The organism is Affinirhizobium capsici (genome assembly GCF_977018625.1).
Genome location: NZ_CDRNXD010000002.1, coordinates 425,130 through 447,196, shown reverse-complemented (window position 1 = coordinate 447,196; position 22,067 = coordinate 425,130). Strand labels below are relative to the sequence as shown.

At 53.9% G+C, this 22,067-nt stretch carries 18 protein-coding genes; 6 read left to right on the top strand and 12 right to left on the bottom strand.

The genetic code is table 11. From position 1 onward, the window contains the following. Positions 1–198 precede the first annotated feature (198 nt). The 3 genes from AC0JZ1_RS01980 (at position 199) to AC0JZ1_RS01970 (ending at position 3,017) form a co-directional block, all read left to right on the top strand. Entirely contained in the window at positions 199–867 is a 669-nt protein-coding gene (locus AC0JZ1_RS01980; protein ID WP_471880762.1) for a GntR family transcriptional regulator, read from the top strand. A gap of 84 nt (positions 868–951) precedes the next feature. Beyond that, positions 952–2,001, top strand: coding sequence for a biotin synthase BioB (gene bioB / locus AC0JZ1_RS01975; RefSeq protein WP_471880761.1), 1,050 nt, complete (start codon positions 952–954; stop codon positions 1,999–2,001). A 122-nt stretch (positions 2,002–2,123) separates the two neighbouring features. Then, positions 2,124–3,017: a methylenetetrahydrofolate reductase gene (locus AC0JZ1_RS01970; protein WP_471880760.1), complete on the top strand. Its 894-nt coding sequence runs from the start codon at positions 2,124–2,126 to the stop codon at positions 3,015–3,017. 2 nt (positions 3,018–3,019) lie between these two features. Here AC0JZ1_RS01970 and AC0JZ1_RS01965 read toward each other — a convergent pair whose 3' ends face one another. The 8 genes from AC0JZ1_RS01965 to AC0JZ1_RS01930 form a co-directional block, all read right to left on the bottom strand. Beyond that, on the bottom strand, positions 3,020–3,973 hold the full coding sequence (locus tag AC0JZ1_RS01965) for a lysylphosphatidylglycerol synthase transmembrane domain-containing protein (protein WP_471880759.1): 954 nt from the start codon (positions 3,971–3,973) through the stop codon (positions 3,020–3,022). Positions 3,974–4,059: 86 nt separating this feature from the next. Beyond that, a complete protein-coding gene (locus AC0JZ1_RS01960) occupies positions 4,060–5,202 on the bottom strand; it encodes a glycosyltransferase family protein (RefSeq protein ID WP_471880758.1) in 1,143 nt (380 codons plus the stop codon). 13 nt (positions 5,203–5,215) lie between these two features. After that, positions 5,216–6,454, bottom strand: coding sequence for a glycosyltransferase family 4 protein (locus tag AC0JZ1_RS01955; RefSeq protein WP_471880757.1), 1,239 nt, complete (start codon positions 6,452–6,454; stop codon positions 5,216–5,218). Between the two features lie 6 nt (positions 6,455–6,460). After that, entirely contained in the window at positions 6,461–7,669 is a 1,209-nt protein-coding gene (locus AC0JZ1_RS01950) for a glycosyltransferase family protein (RefSeq protein WP_471880756.1), read from the bottom strand. A 69-nt stretch (positions 7,670–7,738) separates the two neighbouring features. Continuing rightward, positions 7,739–8,908 carry an ABC transporter permease gene (locus tag AC0JZ1_RS01945; RefSeq protein ID WP_471880755.1) on the bottom strand — a complete coding sequence of 390 codons (1,170 nt, stop codon included), beginning with the start codon at positions 8,906–8,908 and terminating at the stop codon, positions 7,739–7,741. Continuing rightward, the gene (locus AC0JZ1_RS01940; protein ID WP_471880906.1) at positions 8,905–9,903 is read right to left on the bottom strand and encodes an ABC transporter permease; all 999 of its coding nucleotides are present in this window, start codon (positions 9,901–9,903) and stop codon (positions 8,905–8,907) included. Before AC0JZ1_RS01940 ends, AC0JZ1_RS01945 begins: the two co-directional genes overlap by 4 nt. 1 nt (position 9,904) lies before the next feature. Next, the gene (locus AC0JZ1_RS01935) at positions 9,905–11,806 is read right to left on the bottom strand and encodes an ABC transporter substrate-binding protein (protein WP_471880754.1); all 1,902 of its coding nucleotides are present in this window, start codon (positions 11,804–11,806) and stop codon (positions 9,905–9,907) included. Then, a complete protein-coding gene (locus tag AC0JZ1_RS01930; RefSeq protein WP_471880753.1) occupies positions 11,803–13,680 on the bottom strand; it encodes an ABC transporter ATP-binding protein in 1,878 nt (625 codons plus the stop codon). The genes AC0JZ1_RS01935 and AC0JZ1_RS01930 overlap by 4 nt, the downstream gene beginning before the upstream one ends. A 226-nt stretch (positions 13,681–13,906) precedes the next feature. On the opposite strand from AC0JZ1_RS01930, the gene AC0JZ1_RS01925 reads away from it, so the two are divergent. Then, positions 13,907–14,890 carry a glycosyltransferase family 32 protein gene (locus AC0JZ1_RS01925; RefSeq protein WP_471880752.1) on the top strand — a complete coding sequence of 328 codons (984 nt, stop codon included), beginning with the start codon at positions 13,907–13,909 and terminating at the stop codon, positions 14,888–14,890. A 3-nt stretch (positions 14,891–14,893) separates the two neighbouring features. On the opposite strand, the gene AC0JZ1_RS01920 is transcribed toward AC0JZ1_RS01925, so the two are convergent. Together AC0JZ1_RS01920 and AC0JZ1_RS01915 are read right to left on the bottom strand one after the other, a co-directional pair. Further along, positions 14,894–15,619, bottom strand: a complete 726-nt coding sequence (locus AC0JZ1_RS01920; RefSeq protein ID WP_471880751.1) for a polysaccharide deacetylase family protein — start codon at positions 15,617–15,619, stop codon at positions 14,894–14,896. Next, on the bottom strand, positions 15,612–16,700 hold the full coding sequence (locus AC0JZ1_RS01915; protein WP_471880905.1) for a glycosyltransferase family 4 protein: 1,089 nt from the start codon (positions 16,698–16,700) through the stop codon (positions 15,612–15,614). The genes AC0JZ1_RS01920 and AC0JZ1_RS01915 overlap by 8 nt, the downstream gene beginning before the upstream one ends. A gap of 151 nt (positions 16,701–16,851) precedes the next feature. On the opposite strand from AC0JZ1_RS01915, the gene AC0JZ1_RS01910 reads away from it, so the two are divergent. Continuing rightward, positions 16,852–18,195, top strand: coding sequence for a nucleotide sugar dehydrogenase (locus AC0JZ1_RS01910; RefSeq protein ID WP_471880750.1), 1,344 nt, complete (start codon positions 16,852–16,854; stop codon positions 18,193–18,195). Positions 18,196–18,222: 27 nt separating this feature from the next. Then, on the top strand, positions 18,223–18,702 hold the full coding sequence (locus AC0JZ1_RS01905) for a class I SAM-dependent methyltransferase (protein WP_471880749.1): 480 nt from the start codon (positions 18,223–18,225) through the stop codon (positions 18,700–18,702). A 22-nt stretch (positions 18,703–18,724) separates the two neighbouring features. Here the strand turns inward: AC0JZ1_RS01905 and AC0JZ1_RS01900 are convergent, their stop codons facing one another. Together AC0JZ1_RS01900 and AC0JZ1_RS01895 are read right to left on the bottom strand one after the other, a co-directional pair. Continuing rightward, positions 18,725–19,189, bottom strand: coding sequence for a cyclic nucleotide-binding domain-containing protein (locus AC0JZ1_RS01900; protein WP_471880748.1), 465 nt, complete (start codon positions 19,187–19,189; stop codon positions 18,725–18,727). 38 nt (positions 19,190–19,227) lie between these two features. Further along, positions 19,228–21,948: an ABC transporter transmembrane domain-containing protein gene (locus AC0JZ1_RS01895; protein ID WP_471880747.1), complete on the bottom strand. Its 2,721-nt coding sequence runs from the start codon at positions 21,946–21,948 to the stop codon at positions 19,228–19,230. Positions 21,949–22,067 lie beyond the last annotated feature (119 nt).

Sequence of the window (22,067 nt, the reverse complement as noted above, 5' to 3'; positions counted from 1 at the left end):
AAAAGCATAACTGCATGACGATCAGAATGGTTCGAACTGACAAATATGCACAGCATCCCAGTCAGATTGTCAGTGCGAGCTGGCGTTTTGTGCGATACCTGAATTTTTATTGCCAAGGATGCATAAGACTGGCGGAAATCGCGCTCGCGCATAATCTTGTTGATCGACAACGGCCTAACTCCAACCTATCAAGTTCTCATGAAAGAACGCAAAGAAGATACTTTGGCGGTGCGCATCAGCAGGGTTCTGGCAGACAGGATCGTTGCTGGTGAAATCGCGCCCGGAACGAAGCTCAGGCAGGACCACATTGCCTCGGAGTTCGGCGCCAGCCACGTTCCTGTTCGGGAAGCCTTCAGGCGTCTGGAAGCGCAAGGTCTTGCGGTAAGTGAGCCACGTAAAGGCGTGCGGGTGGCAACTTTTCAACTGACAGAAGTGAAGGAAGTCGCCGAAATGCGCGCTGCGTTGGAAGTGCTGGCGCTACGTCACGCCGCGCCTAACCTGACGAGCAGCACTTTCGATCTGGCAGAGCAAGCCATAAAAGCTGGCGATGCCTCACGCGATGTGCGCGAGTGGGAGGAAGCCAACCGACGCTTCCACCGCACTATTCTTACCCCCTGTAATATGCCACGGCTTCTTGCAACCATCGATGACCTTCATGCGGCCAGCGCCCGTTTTCTCTTCGTAGCTTGGCAAGCCAATTGGGAAGTGCAGACGGACCACGATCACAGAGCAATTCTTCTCGCTCTGAGAAAAGGCGACCTGGACACAGCCTGCGCCACTCTTTCCCGACATGTTCAATGGATTGGGCACCGAAATCTTCGATCCGCCAATGGTACGACGCACTCCGCATTCGCCATCATCGGCTAATATTATCTATAATATTGACTTGACTCCTTTTCATGCCGCCGCTTAGCTTCCCGACAGATCATTTTATCTATAAAAGGCCGAGGGATGAACACTGATATCAGACGACAGAGCGCGGAACCCATCAAATCTTCATCCATATCCGGGAAACAAGATGCCTGGGCAGTGGCTCAAGCTCATATTATCTATAATCGTCCGTTCCCGGAACTAGTCTTCCGTGCACAATTAGTCCATCGTTCCAATTTCGATCCAACTACCGTGGAGACCGCCACTCTTCTCAGCATCAAAACCGGAGGCTGTCCGGAAGATTGCGGCTATTGTTCACAAAGTGCCCATCACAAAATTGGCCTGAAGGCTAGCAAACTTATGGCTGTAGACGAAGTTCTGTCAGCTGCCTCGGAAGCCAAGGCCGGAGGAGCGACACGATTCTGTATGGGCGCGGCTTGGCGTTCACCGAAAGACCGCGATCTCGACGCGGTATGCGAGATGATAGAGGGCGTGCGGTCACTCGGCCTTGAAACCTGCGTCACGCTTGGCATGTTGTCTGAAGCTCAAACCGAGAAGCTAAAAGAGGCTGGGCTGGATTACTATAATCACAACGTCGATACTTCACCGGAATTCTATTCGAAGATAGTCACCACCCGCTCAATGGAAGATCGCCTGGAAACGCTGCAGCGGGTACGTTCCAACGGCATCAAGGTTTGTACTGGCGGTATCGTTGGCATGGGTGAAACCATCGAGGACCGCATATCCATGCTGGTTCTGCTTTCATCTCTCACGCCGCATCCTGATAGCGTGCCATTGAACATGTGGAACGAAATCGACGGCGTTCCTGTGCAATCCACTGCCGAACCGGTCGATCCCATTGCATTCGTTCGCTTGGTGGCCCTGGCTCGCATCATGATGCCAAAGTCCGTGGTGCGTCTCTCTGCCGGTCGCCACGCCATGAGCGATGAGATGCAGGCACTCTGCTTCCTCGCAGGAGCAAATTCTATTTTCACAGGCGCAAAACTACTCACGACCGGCAACCCCGAGCGAGAAAAAGATGAGGCTTTGCTGGCGCGGCTTGGAATGCAGGCGGCAGCTCAGCATGACCGCTCAAAAGAACAGCCGATGTCGCAACAAGACCGCGCTTGAGGTGGCTGATACCGTACACCATAAGCTTGCTGCGCCGGCTTGCACCTTTTGCCCGATGACAATAAGGGAAAAATTGCCTATTGCCCTGCGCAATGGCCATTGATGGCACAAGGTGAGGCAATATGGAATTGACGACTGCCGTGGCATCCTCCAGTCATCTGCCGCAGCTTGAAAAACGGCTGATCGACGGTTGGTCCATCGAAGTCCTTCCGCGCACAGCTGCAAAGATTGCAGATTTCCGCCAGTTATTGCCGTCTGGGACACAGGTATTTCTGGCGCATGTCGATGGCACGCCGCTTGAAGACATGGTGTCTACGGCCCGTCGGCTTGCGCGTGAAGGGTTTTCCGTCACGCCGCACATCCCAGCGCGATCCATTGAGAATCGTCTGGTTCTCCGTGATTTGATTGAGAAGTATCAAGGCGAGGCAAATGTCACGCACGCTCTGCTGTTAGCGGGCGGGGCCATGAGCCCGCGCGGCGAGTTCGCAGACACGTTTGATCTTATTGAGACCGGCTTATTTGACTCCGCTCGCTTCAAGCAGTTGCATATTGCTGGCCACCCTGAAGGCAACCGGGACATCCAGGCAAATAGCGGGCATGAATTGATTGATAGCGCACTTTTGCGCAAGCAGACGTTCCGTGAGCGAACGGACTGTAGCATCGTTATTTCTACGCAGTTTGCATTTGACGCCAACACAATCATCACCTGGAGCCGACGAATTTCAGAGCTTGGCGTAGACCTTCCCATCCATATAGGGCTGGCGGGACCAGCGAAACTTCAAACTTTGATCAAATACGCTATCACCTGCGGTGTTGGCCCATCGCTCAAGGTGCTGCAAAAACGGGCGATGGATGTGCGGCGCCTTCTGCTACCCTATGAGCCGACCGAACTTGCACTGGAACTGGAACGCTTCAAGCAGACGAATTCCTCAAGCCTTATTGAACAGTTTCACCTCTTTCCGCTAGGCGGTATCGAAGCGGCTGTTACCTGGGCGCGGCGACAGGCCGAGACCTGAAATCAAGGATCGGCAGCCTGCGATTTCAAATTTTGCCGTTCGAAAAGCAATACAACCACAATTGAAATTGCAAACGGGATCAGCAGATAGAGCAGCCGGAAAACAATGAGCGCCGCAAGAAGGTCAGACGGCGGCACTTCAGGTAGAGCCGCAACAAATAGAAGTTCAAGAACTCCCAGGCCGCCGGGAGCACTGGAAATAAGAGCCGCCGAAAACGACATCAAAAAGATGCCAAGGACTGTGAAGAAGCCCGGATTAACCGCAGTTGGCAAGGCAAAATAAATGATAGCCGCAGCCCCAATGAGTTCAAGCGGTCCAATCACTAACTGCCAACCAACCGTTCTCAAATTAGGGTATTCAATTTTAACCGGCCCAATCTTCAGCGGTCTTAACTGCTTCCAGCTTCCGAACACATAGATGGCGACAGCGAGAAGAAGGACAATGCCGATTGATCTGGCCAGATGTGGCGACATGCCATCGGCAAGGCGGACGGCAATTGTCGGGTCCAATGCGAGGACGAAACCTGTCAGAACAATCGTGCCAAGTACAAACGTGAAAGAGCAGAAAGCTATGAGCTGACCAATCTCAATAGCTGATAAGCCTTTAGAAGAGTAAGCACGATATCGAATGAGGGAGCCGGAAAGAACAGAGGCTCCGATATTGTGGGACAGTGCATAGGTAGTGAATGAGGTGAGCGTGATGAAAAGGCGGTCCACCTTTCGCCCCAAGTAGCGCAGCGCCAAAGCATCATAGCCAGCCAGTGCGATATAGGCGAAAATTGCGCCAGCGCCTGCAAGCAGCCAATGTGACATCGTGATTGCTGCGAAGCTATCGCCGAGATCTTCAAGTGAAAGCCCCCTCACCTCACGATAAAGAAGCCAAATGGATATTGCCACCACCAGAAGGCCAATGACTGGCCAGCCATATTTCTTGAAAATTGCTGCACCCTTCCCCAATTCGCGGCTGTCATCGCATTGTCTTTTTCTTCAACATAGACGGCAGAGCAGGATGGGCAAGCCTTACGGAAGTCTGATGTAGCAAATCAATTTATACAGCTTAAGATAATGGTAGCCGTTTTCGCAGCACCGTCAGTGGATATATCGAGCGCGGTTCGTGTATCCCGAGACTCCGCCTTATGCATCGCGTGCGCCATGGTCTCAGCTGATAATTCTGACTCCGGCATCACTACCGCAATGCCAAGAGCGGCGAGCTTCTCGGCCCTCACAGTCTGCTCCGTCTCTCCGCCAGAGGCGAAGGGAACGAGCACGCTAGCGCAACCAGCACGTAGCAAATCTCCCACGGTGTTATAGCCGGCTTGTGAGATGGAAAGTTTAGCGTTCATCAGCAGACCGGGAAAATCCTTGCGGAAACGAACGAGGCTCACTTCTGGCGGCACTGTCTGCCGCAAAATCTCAAACTCTTGAGCCGGAAGATTGGGACCTGTGATGACACACCAGCTTCGTTGATCCTGCAAAAGATTGCGCGCATCCAAGGCAGCCCGGATTAGCTCAATCCCGACTGCGCCGCCGCCTGCAGACACCACCACATCGTAGCGATCCGGCGCGGGCACGGCAGGCTCAGGCAAAACCAAACCCGTGTAATGCACCTTATCGGCAATCCGCTGAGCCAAGGGAAAAGTATCTTCGAGCCGGACGAAATTCTCATCCCCGTGCACAAGGACACCGTCAAAGTACTGCTCGATAGTGGATGCGGTTTCTTCATCGCGGCCCGGCTTGCGATTTTCCTGCAAAATGTCTCGAACGGAAGAAAAAAGCAGCGGTTTGGGTGAGGTGTGCTCGATAGCTTCTAACAGCGGTAAAAGTTCAAACCGCATCTGACGCCGACCAAAAGGGAAGGCTTCAATAATAACCGCATGGGGCTGACAGTCCTGGAATGCTTTCAGCAGCATCGCCACACGTCTCGCCTTAAACGCCTCATCCACCGGCTGTCCATTGGCATCGGCTAGCCCAGAAAAACCGCTATTAGAGGCAAAGACCTCCGGCAATTGTACGTGCCGAATACCCTCGCCTGGGAAGCCCTCGACGTGACTTCCTCCTGTCACCATTGTCACGTCCAGGCCAGCGACGTGCATGGCTTGGGCGATCCGGCTGGCGCGCACAAGATGGCCTATTCCTAAGAGGTGCTGAACGTAAAAGAATACGCGTTTGCGGCTTTCCGTTTTCATATTGCTTAAGCCTTTAAACACCACTTTCAGAGAACAGACGGTCGAGATCGCGAATACTGTTGTGGTAATCGAAATCGCTGCGCACCTTTGCCTCAGCAGCTGCGGCAAGCTGATGGCGAAGCGCTGGATTACGCATCATCCGCTCTAGTGCCTGAGCCAGTTGGACCTCATCCTCGGAGGCGACGAGCAGGCTGTTCGTTTCATTTTCGAATAGCTCTACGATGCCAGACACAACCGTAGAAACCACCGGCAGACCTTGGCTTGCTGCCTCCACCATCACGTTGGGCAATCCATCACGATCACCATCCGACGTCACGCGGCAAGCAAGGGCAAAAACATCGCTGCTGCGATAATGCTCCAGCACATCACGTTGATCGAGCGCACCTTTCCAAGTTATTCGCCCTTCAAGGCCGAGTTTGGCTGCAAGAGCCTTCAATGGTTTGAGCTCGTCACCACCTCCGATATGGGTAAAATGCCAAGCTAAATCGGGAGGAAGCTTCGCCAGCGCCTTCAGCAGAACATCATAACCCTTTTTTTTCACTGCCCGTCCGACACTCAGCAAGCGAACGGGATCTGCTTGGTCAGCGCCATTTCGCGGGTGTCGAATTCCGTCAAAGTGCGGGAACCGGTCTAGATCAAGGCCGTGATAGCTTAAATGCACGTTGTTTTTGCCACGCGAAAGCTCCGTCAGCTGATCAAAGCCGACACGCGTGCACGTAACCGCCCAATGCGCATGCTGAAGCTTGTCCTCAAGATCCCAGTCTTCGGAGGTCCAAATGTCTTTGGCATGGGCGGAAACTGTCCAAGGTGTTCCGCTAATCATGCTTGCATAGCGTGCAACCGATGCGGGGGTATGGATGAAATGGACATGCAACCAACGCGCATCAATCGGCCATTCCGACACCAGAACAGCCGCCTGGCCAAATCTGCGGAACCGATTGCGCGAAAAATCCCGTTTCAGATCCTTCGAGAACGAGTAAACCGCAGAGAAGAAGCCGGGGTGACGGAGGCAGGAGAAAAGAGCCTTGGCCACTCGAAGAGGCTCTTCATGCAGATATTCAGGCAGATACCAGACCTTAGCCTTGATCTCGTCATGGACAGGGTGGCGCTTTTTGTCCGTCGGGCGACGCATAGCGACCAATTCCAGTGGGTAGCCCGCCCTCTCCAGTCCCAGCAATTCCTGTGCGATAAAGGTTTCAGAAAGGCGCGGATATCCCTTCAATAGAACCAGAATTTTCTTTTTGTGATCCACGGATACTCAGCCTTGCACGACGGACAAATGGTGCTCACCCTTGCGCTTGAAGCTATCGGCCACAATGCGGGAAATGGTCGGAAGACCCTCAAGATGCATACCAGGCGCGCTGACAGACGGTGGCTGACGTTTCAGCAAATCCTTGATGGCTGCAGCAAAGCGCAGACTATCAGCCGAATCGTCTGCCGAAAGCATGTCCACAAGGCCGAGTTCCTGAGCGCGTGTCGCACGGATTAATTGCTCCTCGCGTGGCTGTGTTCTTGGCACGATCAAGGCCGGCTTGTCGAAGGAAAGAATTTCGCAATAAGTATTATAGCCACCCATGGCGACCACGGCCTTGGCTCCAGCGATACGATCTTCCATCCTGTTGTCAAATTCAATAATTTCCAAGAGGGGATGGCCCTCACAAGCCTGCCGGAAGCCGTTGCGCTGTTCAGCCGCCATATAAGGCCCCAGAACAATGCTCGCTTTGATGGTGAGGGATGGATCAGCCTTGTATGCTGCGATCACATCCCGCACCAGATCGACCCCATCGCCGCCGCCGCCCGTTGTCACGAGCAGGTAATCTTCGCGATTGTTGTTTGGCGTGGTTGCTTCCAGCGAGGCCTTGCGCTGAAGAAACCCGACAAAATTCATTTTCGAGCGAACCGACTGTGGAACGTCGATCCCTGAGAGCGGGTCATAGAAATCCGGCGGGCCGTAAACCCAAATATCATCGTAAAGTTGACCTATCTTGCGCAATACGTCGTTGCGCTTCCATTCCGCTTCCAGCAAATGCGGAGCGTCCATCACATCGCGAAGCCCAAGCACCAGCGTCGTTCCAATGGTCTTGAGGTAGACGAGCGTATCTTCCACCTCTCCCCGCAAGCCAAGCGGCTCCTTGTCGATGATGAATATATCGGGTTCGAATGTTTCTGCCGTATGGCGAATGATGGATTGGCGCATCTTCAGGGTTTCCTGAAGATCTATATGGCGATCCATCGAGGTATATTCGCCATTGCGCAATTTAATCACGCTTGGAATTTTCACGAAATCAACGCGCGCACGATAATCGAATGCGCCAGCGATGGTGGCGCCCGAAATTATAAGCACGTTGAGGCCGCGATAATCCTCCACTAGCGAGTGGGCGATAGTGCGACAGCGACGCAAATGACCTAGCCCGAACGTATCGTGGCTGTACATAAGAATACGAGCGTTTCCAAGGCGTCTCGGCATGGGCTTCAGGTCTTCTCCTTGAACAATCCTTTGGCCGGAAAACGCCTCCCCCGCGCCATCCGTGAGCATTTACTTATAGGGGTCAGCAGCATCTCTAAGCCCGTCGCCCAAAAAATTGAAGGCGAGGATGACAAAAATTACCGGCACCACTGGCAAAAGAAGCCAAGGGTAAAGCGCCAGAACGCTGACCGATCTCGCTTCAGTAAGCAGCACACCCCAACTGGTTATCGGCGGGCGTAGACCCAGCCCAAGGAAGCTCAACGTGGTTTCACCCAAGATCATGCTGGGAATTGTGAGTGTGGCGCTCGCAATCAAGTGCGACATAAAGCCCGGCACAAGATGGCGACCGATGATGCGTGCGCTGCTAGCACCCATAAGCTGTGCCGCAAGAACATAATCTTCTTCTCGCAGCGCCAGCAATTTAGATCGCACAGCGCGCGCCAATCCCGTCCAATCCAAGAGGCCGAGGATGAAGGTAATACCGAGATAGACAAGCAGTGGGCTCCAATCGGCTGGCATGATGGCAGCCAACGCCAGCCAAAGCGGAATGGTCGGGATAGAATGCAGCATCTCAATCACGCGCTGCACGATCAAGTCGAACCAGCCACCCCAATAGCCAGCAAGCCCACCAATGACGATGCCAAGAACGAAGCTGGTGACGACGCCGAAAAGACCGATGGTAAGCGAAATCCGCGCTCCGTAAAGGATGCGTGAAAAGATATCGCGGCCAAGACGATCAGTGCCCATCAGGAAGAACTGACCATCTTCTGCCGGACAAACAAGGTGAAAGTCTGCCTCCACCAGTCCCCAGAACTTGTAGGGCTCACCGTGGCAGAAAAAGCGGAGCGGCTGAACCTTCGTTGTGTCTTCGCTATAGACTCTACGCAACGTGGTCATGTCGAGGTTCATTTTCAAACCATAGACAAAAGGCCCAACAAGCTTGCCGTCATGAAACAGATGCACTGATTGGGGCGGTGCAAATATGTGATCGATATTTCGGGTATGGACCTTATAAGGTGCCAGGAACTCCACGATCACGATCACGAAATATGCAAGCAGAAGCGCGATACCGGAAATCAGCGCCAGCCTGTGGCGTTTAAAACGCCACCACATCAATCGCAATTGAGAAGCCTCATCAAGCGTTGATGCACCGGCGTTGTCGTCTGCATAAGGATCGAACGGTGCGTTACGAACGTAATGCGGCAAAGTGGTTTCGCTAGTTGGATGGCTATTACTCATTTCGTGCTCCCTCCGCGCAACCTGATACGAGGATCAAGGATAGCAAGAGCAATATCGGAAACGAGAACCCCGACTACGGTCAGGAAAGCGAGGAACATCAGGAAGGAGCCAGCGAGATACATATCCTGGCTCTGCAAAGCACGAATAAGCATTGGACCGGTTGTCTCCAATGACAGAACCACCGCGGTGATTTCCGCACCGGAAATAACGGTTGGCAGGATCGAACCGATGTCGGATATGAAAAAGTTCAGCGACATTCGTAAGGGGTATTTCATCAGCACCTTGAACGGGTGCAACCCCTTTGCGCGGGCAGTCATGACATATTGCTTATGCAATTCATCCAAGAGATTGGCGCGCACACGTCGCACCATTGATGCAGTACCCGCCGTACCGATGATGATGACAGGTATCCAGAGATGCTCCAGAATGGACTTGAACTTGTCCCAGCTCATGGGAGCTGAGAGATATTTCTGATCCATCAAATGGCCAATGGAGGTGCCGAACCAGATGTTTGCGAGATACATCAGAACGAGCGCCAACACGAAATTGGGAACAGCCAGACCAATAAGCCCTAGAAGCGTAAGCCCGTAATCGCTCCAGCTATACTGGTGTGTGGCGGAATAGATCCCTATAGGGAATGCGATCAACCATGTGAGTATGATTGTCACGGTCGAAACCATGATGGTGAGCCAGAGGCGATCACCGACCACATCGGACACTGGCATCCGGTATTCGAAAGAATAGCCGAAATCGCCCGTCACCATGCCACCTACCCAGTTCAAGTAGCGGATCGGCATCGGTTTATCGAAGCCGTAACGGGCACGCAGATCCTCAATCTCCTGCATGTCGGCCTTCTCGCCGATAGCCTTCAATTCCTCCACGTAACTCTCGAAGTAGTCGCCAGGAGGAAGCTGGATAATGGTGAAGATCAACATGGAAATGAGGATCAGCGTGGGGATCATCACCATGAAGCGCCACGCGATGTAACGAAGCATCTCACGCATGGTCGTCATACCAGAAAGTATCCGGCATATAGACGCCGAGATAGGACATGGGATCAAAGCCGTAAAGGCCATCCTTCGGAATGTTGCGCAGGCGGCTTGAATGAACCACTGGCTGCAAGGTAGCGTTGACCGTGCCGATGGTGAAAACCTGGTCCGTGTAGAGATTCAGCATCTCGTGCCATATCCTCTCGCGCGTCTCATGATCGCCGGCAGCGCGCCAGTTCGAAAACAGCTTGTAGAGCATGAGGGCTTCAGGAAGTTCTGGCGGGTGTCCATCATTGTTGGCAGACTGATGATAAAGGCCCCAGAGTGGCCAATGCATCTGGTCGTCCGATGTAGGAGCAAGCTCTTTCGGCGACATATCCGCCGTCGGCACGCCGTTATCAAGGCCTTGCGCTACCGTCATAATCGTTTCGCCGCCCTTTACACGGCGACGTAGCAATTCGCGCTGCGACACGCGCACGAAGATCTTGATCCCGACTTCATACCAATGGTCGCGGATGAGCTCCAGGACATCACTTTCGACGGTATTTTCGCCAGCGGTCTCAATGATTATCCGCGCAGAGCGACCGTCGGGAAGCAGGCGCTCGCCGCTACTTCCTCTGCGGTCCAAGCCCGCTTCATCCAGTAGCTTGCTTGCAAGTGCCGGATCATAGGCAGACCATGCCTCTCTGTATTCGGCCTTGAACAAGGGGCTTTCCGGTAGGATCGTATTCGAGCTTTCTCGCGCCAATCCAAAGAAGGCGGCCTTGTTGATCTCACGACGATTGATGGCAAGGGAAAGCGCTCGCCGAACGCGCACATCCCACCATAGCTTCCGCCATACCTCATCCTTGCAGTTCAAGTTGGGCATGAGACAGACGCGCGTTCCCTGAATTCGCTTCCAGAGATCGACTGTCAGTGGGTACCGCTGCTCTGCATTTTTGAGGAAGGTGTAATCGGCGAAGTCTAGGTTGGAAAACTGAAGCTCACTTTCACCCGTACCCGTTTTGGCGGCAATCAGGTCAGATGAGCTCACGTCCATCAAAATGCGATCGATATATGGCAGCTGCAACCCGTTCTCATCCACGCGGTGATAATAGGGATTACGCTCAAAAACGAAGCGACCGGCAGGAGGCGCAGTTCTCGGCCGCCATGCGTCAAGTGTCGGAAGATCGGGATTTTCCGGTCGCACAGTACGTGACATCTTTTGGTGCAGAGCCACCCAATCCTCAACGCCCTGTTCCTTGATCAGGCTCGCAAGCTTATCCTTGTCCTGATAATTTGCATGAAACTGTTTGAGATACGCGGCTGGATGCATCAACCGCACGGGAGATGGCGAGGCAATATCGGCCATGAAATCCGGATTTGGATCATCCCAGCTATATCGTATCGTCAAACGGTCCAGCACTTGGAACCGTGGCGGCTTATCGTTCACCTTCAAACCAGCAGGTACGCCGCCCTTATAAAGCTTCTTATTGTGGAACATGTCATCCCACACATAGCGGAAGTCATCGGCGGTAAACTCGCTTCCATCGGACCAGCGATGCCCCTCCCTAAGATGGAAGGTAAAGATCCTGTCTTGGCTGACCTCGTAGCTTTCAACCAGATCCGGTTGCAGTTGAAGGTGCTCGTCATAGCCAACCAGTCGCGCGTAACTGTTGATTGGCATATAGCGAATATCGCGCTGACCGCCGATCAACATGCGCACGGTGCCGCCATGGCGGCCCGCCGCTTTGCCGCCTTCGTTTAGTTTGACGACGCGGGGGACCTTCGGAAGCCTCTCTTCCACTGGCGGAAGCGGCTCTGGACCCTTCACTGTCTTGAAGTAATCGGAGTCTTGATAAGCGGCAAAGCTCCTGACAGGAATGAGAGAGCCCGCGAGAAGACCAAGAACATGGCGGCGCTTGATCATGACTGCAACTCCCGCACATCCACGTTGCGGCGAGCTAAAACCAGATGCCCCTGCCCTAAGTCTGCATGGGCGAGATCGCCCGGTGTTTCCTCCAGAAACTGCCTTGCCCAGAGCTTCTTCGCTTCAGCACTGGGTTGACCAATTGCGGCAAAGTCCAAAGGCTTATCGAGATTAGGCGTTGGCACGGCAGCCAGAAGCTTCTTTGTATAGGGGTGCACCGGATTGCGCATGATAATGTCGCAAGGCGCAATCTCAACGATACGGCCCGCATACATAACTGCCACGCGATCCGCCATATAGTTCACTACAGCAAGATTATGCGAAATGAAGAGGTAGGTAAGTCCAAGGTCCCGCTTCAAATCCTTCATCAAATTCAGGATCTGGGCCTGGATCGACACATCTAGCGCTGATACCGGCTCATCACAGATGAGCAAGTCCGGGCCAAGCGCCAAGGCACGCGCGATACCGATGCGCTGGCGTTGTCCGCCTGAGAAACTATGCGGATAACGGCTCATGGTGCTGTCCGGCAAGCCAATGGCCTTGATCAGACGCCGAACGGCTTCGAGCCGCTTGCTGCTATCTCCACGACTGTGAATTTGAAGCGGCTCACCGACGATGTTACGAACAGTCATGCGGGGAGACAGAGAAGAAATGGGGTCTTGAAACACCATCTGGATTCGCTGACGCAAGATGTTCAGCTCATCGCCTTTAGCGCGCAAAACATCAATCGGTCCATTTTCTGACTGGAACGATACTTCCCCCTCATCCGCAGATACACCGCGCATGAGTATTTTGCTGAGGGTCGTCTTTCCGCAGCCGCTCTCGCCAACCAGACCGAGCGTTTCTCCACGCTTGATATCGAAGCTGACATCGTTCACCGCGAGTGTTTTCGGAGATGATCCAAAGCCAGCACTGCGTTTGGTAATGAACGATTTGGAAACGTGACGCACACTGAGAACAACATCCGACGAGGCGTTCCTCTGCTCCCGGCGATCCACCAACCCCGCAGCGTGGACCTCGATCTCGCGCAGAGGCTTCAATCTTGCGTCGCGCGGCATCTCGAAGTCCGGCACGGCTGCCATCAGTCCCTTGGTGTACGGATGACCGGGATTTCGGAAAATCGCGTCCACTGGGCCGCTTTCCATCACCTCACCACGATAGACAACCACCACCTCATCCGCCATGGACGCCACGACACCCAGATCATGCGTGATCAAGAGCATAGCCATGCCAAGCCGCGATTGCAGGTCCCTCAACAATTTGAGGATTTGCGCCTGAATCGTCACGTCAAGTGCGGTTGTCGGCTCGTCCGCGATCAATAGCGATGGACGGCAGATCAATGCCATCGCAATCATCGCACGCTGGCGCATGCCGCCCGACAGTTCGAACGGATACATATCGAAGGCGCGGCCGGGATCAGCAAAGCCGACGAGAGACAGCATCTCTTCGCACTGCTCCCGCCGCTCTTTGGGTAACGACACAGTGTGTGTCTTCAGAACCTCTTCGATTTGATTGCCAATTGTGTGAACCGGAGAGAATGAGGTCATCGGCTCTTGGAAGATCATGCCGATGCGGTTGCCACGAATGACACGCATCTTTCGCCCCTCATGGGGGAGAGACAGCAAGTCAATGGACTCGCCGGTATCAGGATCGTTGAAAATGACCTTTCCAAGTGTTTGAGCGGCAGGCGCTTCAATACCCATGATAGCACGGCCTAGCACGGATTTTCCCGAGCCAGATTCGCCAACCAGTGCCGTTACCTTTCCAGGCTGTATGCGCATGCTGATGTCTTTGACCGCATGGATACTGCCGCCCCACAAGGGAAAGGTTACGGAAAGCCCCTCAACGCGGAGCAAATCCGACTGCTCTGTCATTCACTATTATTCCCGGATACCTTGATTGCAAAATGCAATAAGGCAGGTTCCCACTCTTTTGGTCGACCGTAACGCAGCATATTGCCTCTGTCTATCTTGAATGCCTAAAAGAATTGGCGCAGTTCGGCATGTGCAGTGCAAACATTTCGGGAAGATGACGTTTCCAGCAAATTCTGCCTGGTATCTGAAATTAGACATATAATTCGCCGCCATCGAAAGAACAGAGATGACGAAAGATAGCCTCAGCTCCAAAGACGCGCGCCAAACGCTGGAGACAGCACGGCATTTGATTGAAGCAGGCAGGCTCGACGATGCCGAAAAGGCATTGAGGCAGATCGTCAGTTCCAACGTGGACGGGCTCGCAGCGCGATTGGGTAGCCTCACCTTGCTGGGCTGGCCCCGGAAGGTGCATTCCGCCATGCTGAAAATCGCAAAAAAGCGCGGTGATATTGTTGCCAGAACTGGCCTTCAGCATCATCTGGTCCCACAGCATGATGTGCTTCTTCCGCTATGCGTCATTTCCCCTGACGAACGCCAGGAGATGAATGCGTTCAACCGCCAGCCGGTGCCGCACATTATACATCAGATTTGGCTGGGACATCTGCCCGTTCCGCACGCCGCTTCACAATGGCAGGAACATGCGGACAAAAACGGCTTCGCCTATAAACTTTGGCGGGAGAACGATCTGGAGGCGCTCGGCGTTCAGCGTCATCCTGCCTTTCTCGATATGATGGAAGCAGGCGATTTTCCTGGCGCTGTGGATGTGGCTCGCTATTTCATTCTGCATGCGCAAGGCGGAATCTATCTGGATTGCGATTGGTACCCCGCCCGCGACTGCGCAAGCTTTGCTGATCTTCTTCCGCTGATCGGGCTTACGGCCTTAGCCGAAGACACACCACGAGAAACAGGCGTGGGCAGTCTGTTGCTAACCAACTCATTTATCGCCGCGCCGCCGCGCCATCCCATTTTTTCGCGGCTTCTTGATATTTTGCCAGAGGCAACGCGCCGCTTGCCGGACGGGCCTGCGTGGTGGTCTACCGGACCTTTGATCATGACGCTGCTTTTCCGCCAGACGGTTTTTAGTGTGCCGGATGCTTCCATTGTTGCCGCGAGTTTGCCGCGCCGCGCTCCAATTGAGGCTGTTGAAGAAATCCAGCGAAAAGCCGCTCAAGAGAAAGCCGGCTTATTGATCGGCTGGAAGTCTTGGTGAGCCTCAGGCAGGCATGATGTCAGCCAGAGAGCGCCAGCGGCAGGCAGGATGGCGCTTTGTCTGCTGAAATACACGCTCAAGAATATGCCAGGCGTTTTCATCGTGAACCAGGTGATGGGTCAAAATGCCAAGCGCGGGCACCGGCTCTTTGGTATAGGCTAGCAGATCGGCGTAGACCGCTTCTAGACCGCGCCCACCGCGACTTCCCTTCCAGTCTATAATGTCGACGTGCGTGTTGACGAGCGGCAAGGCCGCATCTTTCTCACGACCGAATACGGACAAAGCCTCGTAACCTAGCTTGGGCAACTGCTCCGTTATTTTGGATGAGATCCTGTTCCACGGCGGCACCATAACCGGTTGAAACCGAACGCCATGCAGAGCCTTCAATTTTTGCAATCCCGCCTGCACCTCGTTCAACACCACAGGCAGCGGCCTCTCGTCGCCCAGTTCTTGCGTCTTGGCGGGCGGCTTTGAAAAACTCAGATGCGACCAGCCGTGGACCGCGACAGTGACCTTGGGGTAGCCAGTTAAATGCTGCGCCAGTGAAAACCCGGTCTTTTCGGGAATGACAGCCAAAGTTAGCGGCACACCATGTGCCTCCGTCAAGGTGAGCAGGCGCTCCAACGGCGGCGTAACATCTACCGCATCGTCATCTCGCAGCCACAGGTTGATTGTCTTGCCTGCTTCGGCCAGACTATCCAGCTCTTTCAACCACTCAATCTCACTCATTCCCGGATCCCAATACCTCTGCCAAAAGCCGATTTACGGTGCGTGATGCAGCCATCAGCGAGTGACGTTCCATCACAACCTCTCGCGCTTGTGCTGAAAGGCGGTCTCGATAGATTCCGTCGCGAAGCAAGCGCCTGATCGCCTGGGCATATGCTTCCTTGTCGCCAGCCGGTGTCAGCAAACCAGTCTGCTCATGGTGCACCACTTCCGGCACGCCCGCGACCCGTTCTGCCACAACAGGTAAGCCGGCTGCTTGTGCCTCAAGATAGGCCAAGCCATAGGCCTCTCCATGGCCTGGCCAAAGATAGATCGATCCTGCTTCAAATACCTCAGCGACATGCTCAGGTGCCAACTGTCCCAGAAATCTAACCCGTTCACCGAACGCATCAAACGCAGCTCGGACTGCATCTCCCATGGGTCCGTCGCCGACCACCGTCAGTGTCCAGTCTTCATCAGATATGAGTGATAGCGCCCGGGCCAAAGCCCGGTAGCTGGAAAGCTTATCGCCTTCCCGCATCATAGCCACCGTCATAAGATGATGAGCGACAGGCTTATAATCGCGTTCGATCAAGGGCTCTGCATCGATAAACGGCGGAACATAGGCGCAGTTTGCAGTCGGTTCCGCCTGTAACAAGCCAAGGCGATCCCGCTCCGTCAGGCAGATGTTAAGCGCAGCAAGCCGGATTCCTTCGAGCACTTCATGTTGCGAACGAGCCCAATCACCAATGTTGCGACGCTGTGAATAGGAACTTTCCGCGGTCACATAAGGAATGTCGAATTTCCGGCAAAGCGCTGGTCCCAAAAGGTCAGGCGCTTTGTAATAAGGGTGATAGCAAAACCACAGGTCTGGTTTGCCATTAATCTCAAAATCAGTCGCGATCCTGCAGATTTCTTGATCGGCAGATGTATAAAGCTCTTTGTCGACATCTGGTGTTGCGGAAAAACTCCGCAACTCAGACACAAGTCGCACCTCATGACTACCCATTTCCAGCGCACGCCACAACTGGCGAGCCATCAGGCGGTCGCCGGATGGCACAGGATGATGAGGGGATTTCAGCGGCGCATAGAAAGCAATCTTCATAGGCGGAGATAGGCGCATCCAAGCCACATTTTGCAAGAGGGCGCGGCTCTTTTTGTTTCCGGCTGCGCGAGCCCACATATGCGACGCACTTGACATAAGCGCTTTCGAACCTCAACTGATCGCTCACAAAGACAACATTGCGGAGACCCGTGTGAAACACGAACCGGAACAGAATCACCCGCTTATCGCGGCCATTCGCGACAAGAAAATCAAGGCGGGCGTTATTGGTCTCGGCTATGTTGGTCTCCCCTTGGCCATGAGCATTTCACGGGCTGGCTTCGAGACACTCGGTTTCGATATCGACCCGGAGAAGATCCTACGGATCGATGCGGGAAAAAGTTATATCGAAGCGGTGGCGGATGATGTACTGGCGGCAGAAACCAGTTCCAATCGGTTCTCTGCAACCACTGACTTCGGTCGATTAAAGGAATGCGATGTCATCGCGATCTGCGTTCCAACGCCGCTCACCCGTTACCGAGACCCCGACCTTTCCTATGTCGAAAACACTTGCACCGAAATTGCCAAGACACTGCGCAAGGGGCAACTGATCGTTCTTGAATCAACGACGTACCCCGGCACGACCGAAGAGGTGATGCGTCCTATCTTGGAAAAGACAGGCTTGAAGGCTGGTGAGGATTTCTACCTTGGGTATTCGCCTGAACGTGAAGATCCCGGCAATCGCGACTTCAATACATCCACCATTCCCAAAGTTGTTGCCGGAGATGGAGACCTCGCCGATAGCATGATGCAAGCCTTCTATGGCGCGGTGGTCGATACAATCGTGCCTGTTTCCAGCGTTCGCACTGCCGAAGCTGTAAAGCTGACGGAGAACATATTTCGTGCGGTCAATATTGCGCTCGTGAATGAGTTGAAGCTTGTCTACGATGCGATGGGTATTGACGTGTGGGATGTGATCGAAGCGGCGAAGACAAAACCATTTGGCTACATGCCATTCTATCCCGGTCCCGGACTTGGCGGCCATTGCATTCCCATCGATCCGTTTTACCTGACATGGAAATCGCGTGAATTCGAACAGCCAACGCGCTTCATTGAACTCGCTGGCGAGATCAATACATCCATGCCACGCTATGTAGTCGAAAAGTTGGCTGAAGCCTTGGATCGGCGCCTTGGCAAGGCTTTGAGCCGTTCCCGCATCCTCATCATGGGTTTGGCTTACAAAAAGAACGTGCCGGACATTCGGGAAAGCCCATCGCTTCGTTTGATGGAACTGTTGATAGAACGCGGCGCTGAGGTCGAATTTCACGATCCATTTATTGATGAAGTGCCGCGCACTCGGGAGTACGGACATCTGAAGGGCCGGCGTTCGTGCACGTTGAGTACGGACATGTTGTCGAAACTCGATGCAGCTGTCATCGCAACGGATCATGATGATATTGACTATGCTGCCTTGGCATCACGGGTGCCTCTGGTTGTCGACACCCGCAATGTTTTTGCGCGCCGCGGCCTCACCTCGGACAATATTGTCAAAGCCTGAGCGGCGAAATTTCAAGGAATCAAGCTGTTGAGCAGACTGGATAGCTTCATCAATCGCATGAGTGCGCAACGCGATCTGCTCAATCATGTGCGCGATCATCTCGCGCTGCCAGATGGTATCGTACTGGAGGTGGGATTAGGCAATGGGCGTACCTATAGCCATCTGCGGGAAAACTTTCCCAACCGGCGCATTGTGGCCTTCGATCGCAAGCTAGCCTCGCATGCGTCCGCCACGCCCGATGCGAAAGATTTTGTGGAAGGTGAGATCAACGAAACGGCGCGAGCCTTTATAGGGGCCGAAGCTGCATTGGTTCATGCCGATATCGGGACAGGATACGACGACAAGGATGCGCTAACGCTTCGCTGGCTTCCGCAATTGGTGGTGGACATTCTTGCCCATGGCGGCATTGCCGTCAGCGGATTACCGCTCATTCACGCCGATCTCGAAGAGTTGCCGCGGTTGCCCTCAATCGCCGAAGGCCGCTATTTCTATTATCGTCGGCGTTGACAGCCTGTCTGCGGGTTGTTGCTTAATTGGCGAATGATTGCTGGTCCGCGGAGACTGCCTCTTCGCCAAACCGCCCTACTCTGTCGCGAAGCGACTGGGCCAGCACACGGCTGATTTCAAAGCTCATTCTGGGGTTATCCGTCACGAGCTTCAGGAGGCAATCTCGCCCTATCCGCAGCACTTCAACGACTGTTTTGGCAGTTGCTGTGGCAGCACGCGGCTGATCGGAGAGCAGGCACATTTCTCCGAGCATCTCACTGCTGCCGATGCAGCCAACGTCATGCGCGTCTTGCGTGGGCGTGATTTGAACCGAGCCATCCAGCACCACAAAGGCGGCATCAGACGTTTCGCCCTGACGGAAAAGTACTTCTCCAGGCTGATAGCATATGCGCTGGGAAGCGAATGCCAGAAGTTTAAGCTTACACGGATCAACACGGCTAAAGTACGGGACTTTCCGCAGCAGTTCCACTTCGTCCTTCAGCAACATGAAACCGGTTACTCCCATCACCGCCAGCCAAGCTCACATCAAGCGACCAGCGATTTGAATATTCCACTTTCCCGGTCAAGGGTTTCGAAACTTCCGTCTTCCACGACCTTACCGCGGTCAAATACGACCACTCGATGAAACAATCGTGACAGAGAAGTATTTGAGAGAACCCAAATAATGGTGGGGTCATTGTCCTGTTCCCTCAGAAAATCGAGGACAGACTTAACAATTTCCTCCTGAACACGTCGATCCAGCCCCGGAAGAGCCCGATTAAAGACATAGAAATCGGATCGGCGCACCAATGCTCTCGCAAGGCTAAGCTTGTGACGCTGGGTAAGGGTCAATCGGCGCCCGCCGGTTCCCACTTCAAAACTCAAACCAAGCCCGATAAAGCTCTCAAAAAGGCCTTTTTCACGCATGATCTCGCCAGCAATCTTGCGAATTCGTGCCGGCGCATCCGCTACCCGATGCGATAGTTTTCCAAAAAGAACATTTTCTCTGAGCGTTGCAGCGGCCATGTACCGATGCGGATCATAGCGCTCAACGCGATCCTGTAGTTCAGTCGGTAGATTGGCATAGAAGTTGTCGCGAGCCGCCACAACCGCATCCATGATATCCTGTGTCAGCACGCCAAAGCGAAAGCGCGGCTCTATGTAATGGAGGCTGAGCCGAACGATTGATCGAGCTTCTTCTTCCGACATCGTGGCATCGCCGCGGGATTGCATACGTTGAAGAAGCTGCTGATACTGGGCAATATCGTCTGGAGTTATCCGCTCCAGCTGCTGGAAGAAGGGATGCTCCGGCGGCAGATCGGCAAATATTTCGACGATATCCTCGGCAATTTTCAAACCCATGGCATAAAGCATGTCAAAGAGGCGTGTCGCCTCCAAGACTTCGAACAAATATTCGCTATCTGTCACGTCACGATCTGTCGCGCCTGACATACGTGTCGCTGCAAACAACAGATTTTCCGCCACCGTCGCTTCCACATTATAGGCGGATGGATCAAAGTGAGCGACAATATTGGCAGCGCCTTCCGCCTGAAGCGCCTCACGCAGGGCGTGGCGCAATTCAACAACCCGTTCTGCAAGCCCAGGATTGTCTTCCGGGTCCAGGTAGGAATGTAGCGCCAACTCCATAACGTCAGATGTCAATTGCACGGCATCCAGTGCGCGCAAAAGAGACTGTTTAAGATCGTCGTCAAACCCTTTGAGGACGGAGGTAGATCGCCGATCGATCCAGTCCGCGTTGAGGTCATAGGAACAGTTTCCGGCAAGCTCTGCTTCCCGAACCTCCCAACGGCGCGTGGCAGCATCTTCACCCGAATAACTAACCGTCGTCGTCGGTGCGTGTTTTAGCCCGTAGAGCAAGTTATCCTTGAGGCTACCGTGAAAAAAATATCCATCTGCGGAAGCATAAGTCACACGCCTTCCCGACACGGCCTCCGGCAATTCCAATATGTCCGCGTCTCCGAGCGTCACCCGCCCCGAAACAGGCCAGACGATACGAGCAAGTGCTTCAGCGAGGCTTTCCGCCCCATTGCCGGAATTGTCGATGAGCGCAACCGTTTCACCGCGCTCAATTCGCATGCTTACGTTGTCCAGCGTGCGCGCGCCGCTGCCGTCTGCGACGATCAGGTTTTGGACGATGACCGCATCTGCCGAGTAGGTCGGCGTGACAGGGCTGACTTGGTGGAGGGCGGGATCAACCAGTTGGCCCGGTTCGAATTGCTCCAGCACCTGCTCATATTTTACCTGAACGTCCTGACGCGATTGGTCCCAGTCGATCAATTCCTTCAACGGACCCGGCAAGTCTTTATAGGCGTTGATAACAGCCACTAGCTGTCCAACGTCCAATGAACCGCGCAGTGCGAAATAACCGCCAATGGAATAGAAGAGGAACGGCGTGAGTTGTGACAGGAAGTTATTGACGAATTTGACCAGAAACTTCCACTGATAAAGCTCATAGCGGATCTTATAAATATGACCCAGGCGACGCGCGATATCTGCCCGCTCGTAATTACTGGTGTCATAGGCATGAATGGTATCAATACCATCGACTATCTCACCGACCTTGCCAGCCAGATGGCGTGCCGTGATCTGCCGCTGCCGACCTAGGTCGATAAGCCGCCGCCGCATTTTCGGAATAATGCCCACCTGAATCGCTACCATGACGAAAGCAATCAAGCCGAGCCAGAGGCTTTGCAGGAAGATGAAGAATAGTGCAGCGGCGGCTTGTCCACCCAGCATCACCGGCTGCACGAAGGCATCCCCGGTGAAGCCGCCAAACGGCTCCACCTCATCCTTCACCATTGTGGAAACTTCTGCCCCGTGCGCCTGCTTGAGCGCACTGGGCGGAAAGCGCAAAACCCGATCGACCAATTCGAAGCGGATACGCCTTAAAAGCCGCTCGCCCAGTCGACCTTTGTAGGTGTTGATGTAGAATTTGAAGAGGCCATTGATGACCACGAGCAGCAGAAATACGCCGCTCAATGCCATCAGCATCGACATGCGGTTCAGCTCAAACCCGGGAAAATGGTAGCTCAAGCCAGTGTAAGGCACGGAAAGTTCGAAGGCACCGAAGATCTCTGTCGAGTCAGGCGTCTCGAAGCCGCTTCCTTGGATGGGCCCATTGATGATCTGTTTGGGCAGGTCGAAGGCGGCAAAATACGGAATCATGGATAGCAACACGATGGCGAGCACAAACACCTGCTGCCGCCGGGTGTGCTTCCAGATATAACTCAGTAGGTTGCGTTCCATCAGAGGCTTGTCATCGTGATCAAATGTTCCGCAGCACGCGAGCAGCGGAAGGCGTTATAACGGACGACATATATAGGTTCCCGAATAAAGGGCCAACGAAAGAAGGGCGAGCTTATGCA

Excerpts from the sequence above, each read along its gene's own strand:
- AC0JZ1_RS01940 (WP_471880906.1), bottom strand. The coding sequence starts at position 9,903 with ATGCTTCGTTACATCGCGTGGCGCTTCATGGTGATGATCCCCACGCTG.
- AC0JZ1_RS01970 (WP_471880760.1), top strand. The coding sequence starts at position 2,124 with ATGGAATTGACGACTGCCGTGGCATCCTCCAGTCATCTGCCGCAGCTT.
- AC0JZ1_RS01915 (WP_471880905.1), bottom strand. The coding sequence starts at position 16,700 with ATGAAGATTGCTTTCTATGCGCCGCTGAAATCCCCTCATCATCCTGTG.
- AC0JZ1_RS01900 (WP_471880748.1), bottom strand. The coding sequence starts at position 19,189 with ATGTTGCTGAAGGACGAAGTGGAACTGCTGCGGAAAGTCCCGTACTTT.
- AC0JZ1_RS01980 (WP_471880762.1), top strand. The coding sequence starts at position 199 with ATGAAAGAACGCAAAGAAGATACTTTGGCGGTGCGCATCAGCAGGGTT.
- AC0JZ1_RS01950 (WP_471880756.1), bottom strand. The coding sequence starts at position 7,669 with ATGCCGAGACGCCTTGGAAACGCTCGTATTCTTATGTACAGCCACGAT.
- AC0JZ1_RS01935 (WP_471880754.1), bottom strand. The coding sequence starts at position 11,806 with ATGATCAAGCGCCGCCATGTTCTTGGTCTTCTCGCGGGCTCTCTCATT.
- AC0JZ1_RS01960 (WP_471880758.1), bottom strand. The coding sequence starts at position 5,202 with ATGAAAACGGAAAGCCGCAAACGCGTATTCTTTTACGTTCAGCACCTC.
- AC0JZ1_RS01925 (WP_471880752.1), top strand. The coding sequence starts at position 13,907 with ATGACGAAAGATAGCCTCAGCTCCAAAGACGCGCGCCAAACGCTGGAG.
- AC0JZ1_RS01930 (WP_471880753.1), bottom strand. The coding sequence starts at position 13,680 with ATGACAGAGCAGTCGGATTTGCTCCGCGTTGAGGGGCTTTCCGTAACC.
- bioB (WP_471880761.1), top strand. The coding sequence starts at position 952 with ATGAACACTGATATCAGACGACAGAGCGCGGAACCCATCAAATCTTCA.
- AC0JZ1_RS01945 (WP_471880755.1), bottom strand. The coding sequence starts at position 8,908 with ATGAGTAATAGCCATCCAACTAGCGAAACCACTTTGCCGCATTACGTT.
- AC0JZ1_RS01920 (WP_471880751.1), bottom strand. The coding sequence starts at position 15,619 with ATGAGTGAGATTGAGTGGTTGAAAGAGCTGGATAGTCTGGCCGAAGCA.
- AC0JZ1_RS01895 (WP_471880747.1), bottom strand. The coding sequence starts at position 21,948 with ATGGAACGCAACCTACTGAGTTATATCTGGAAGCACACCCGGCGGCAG.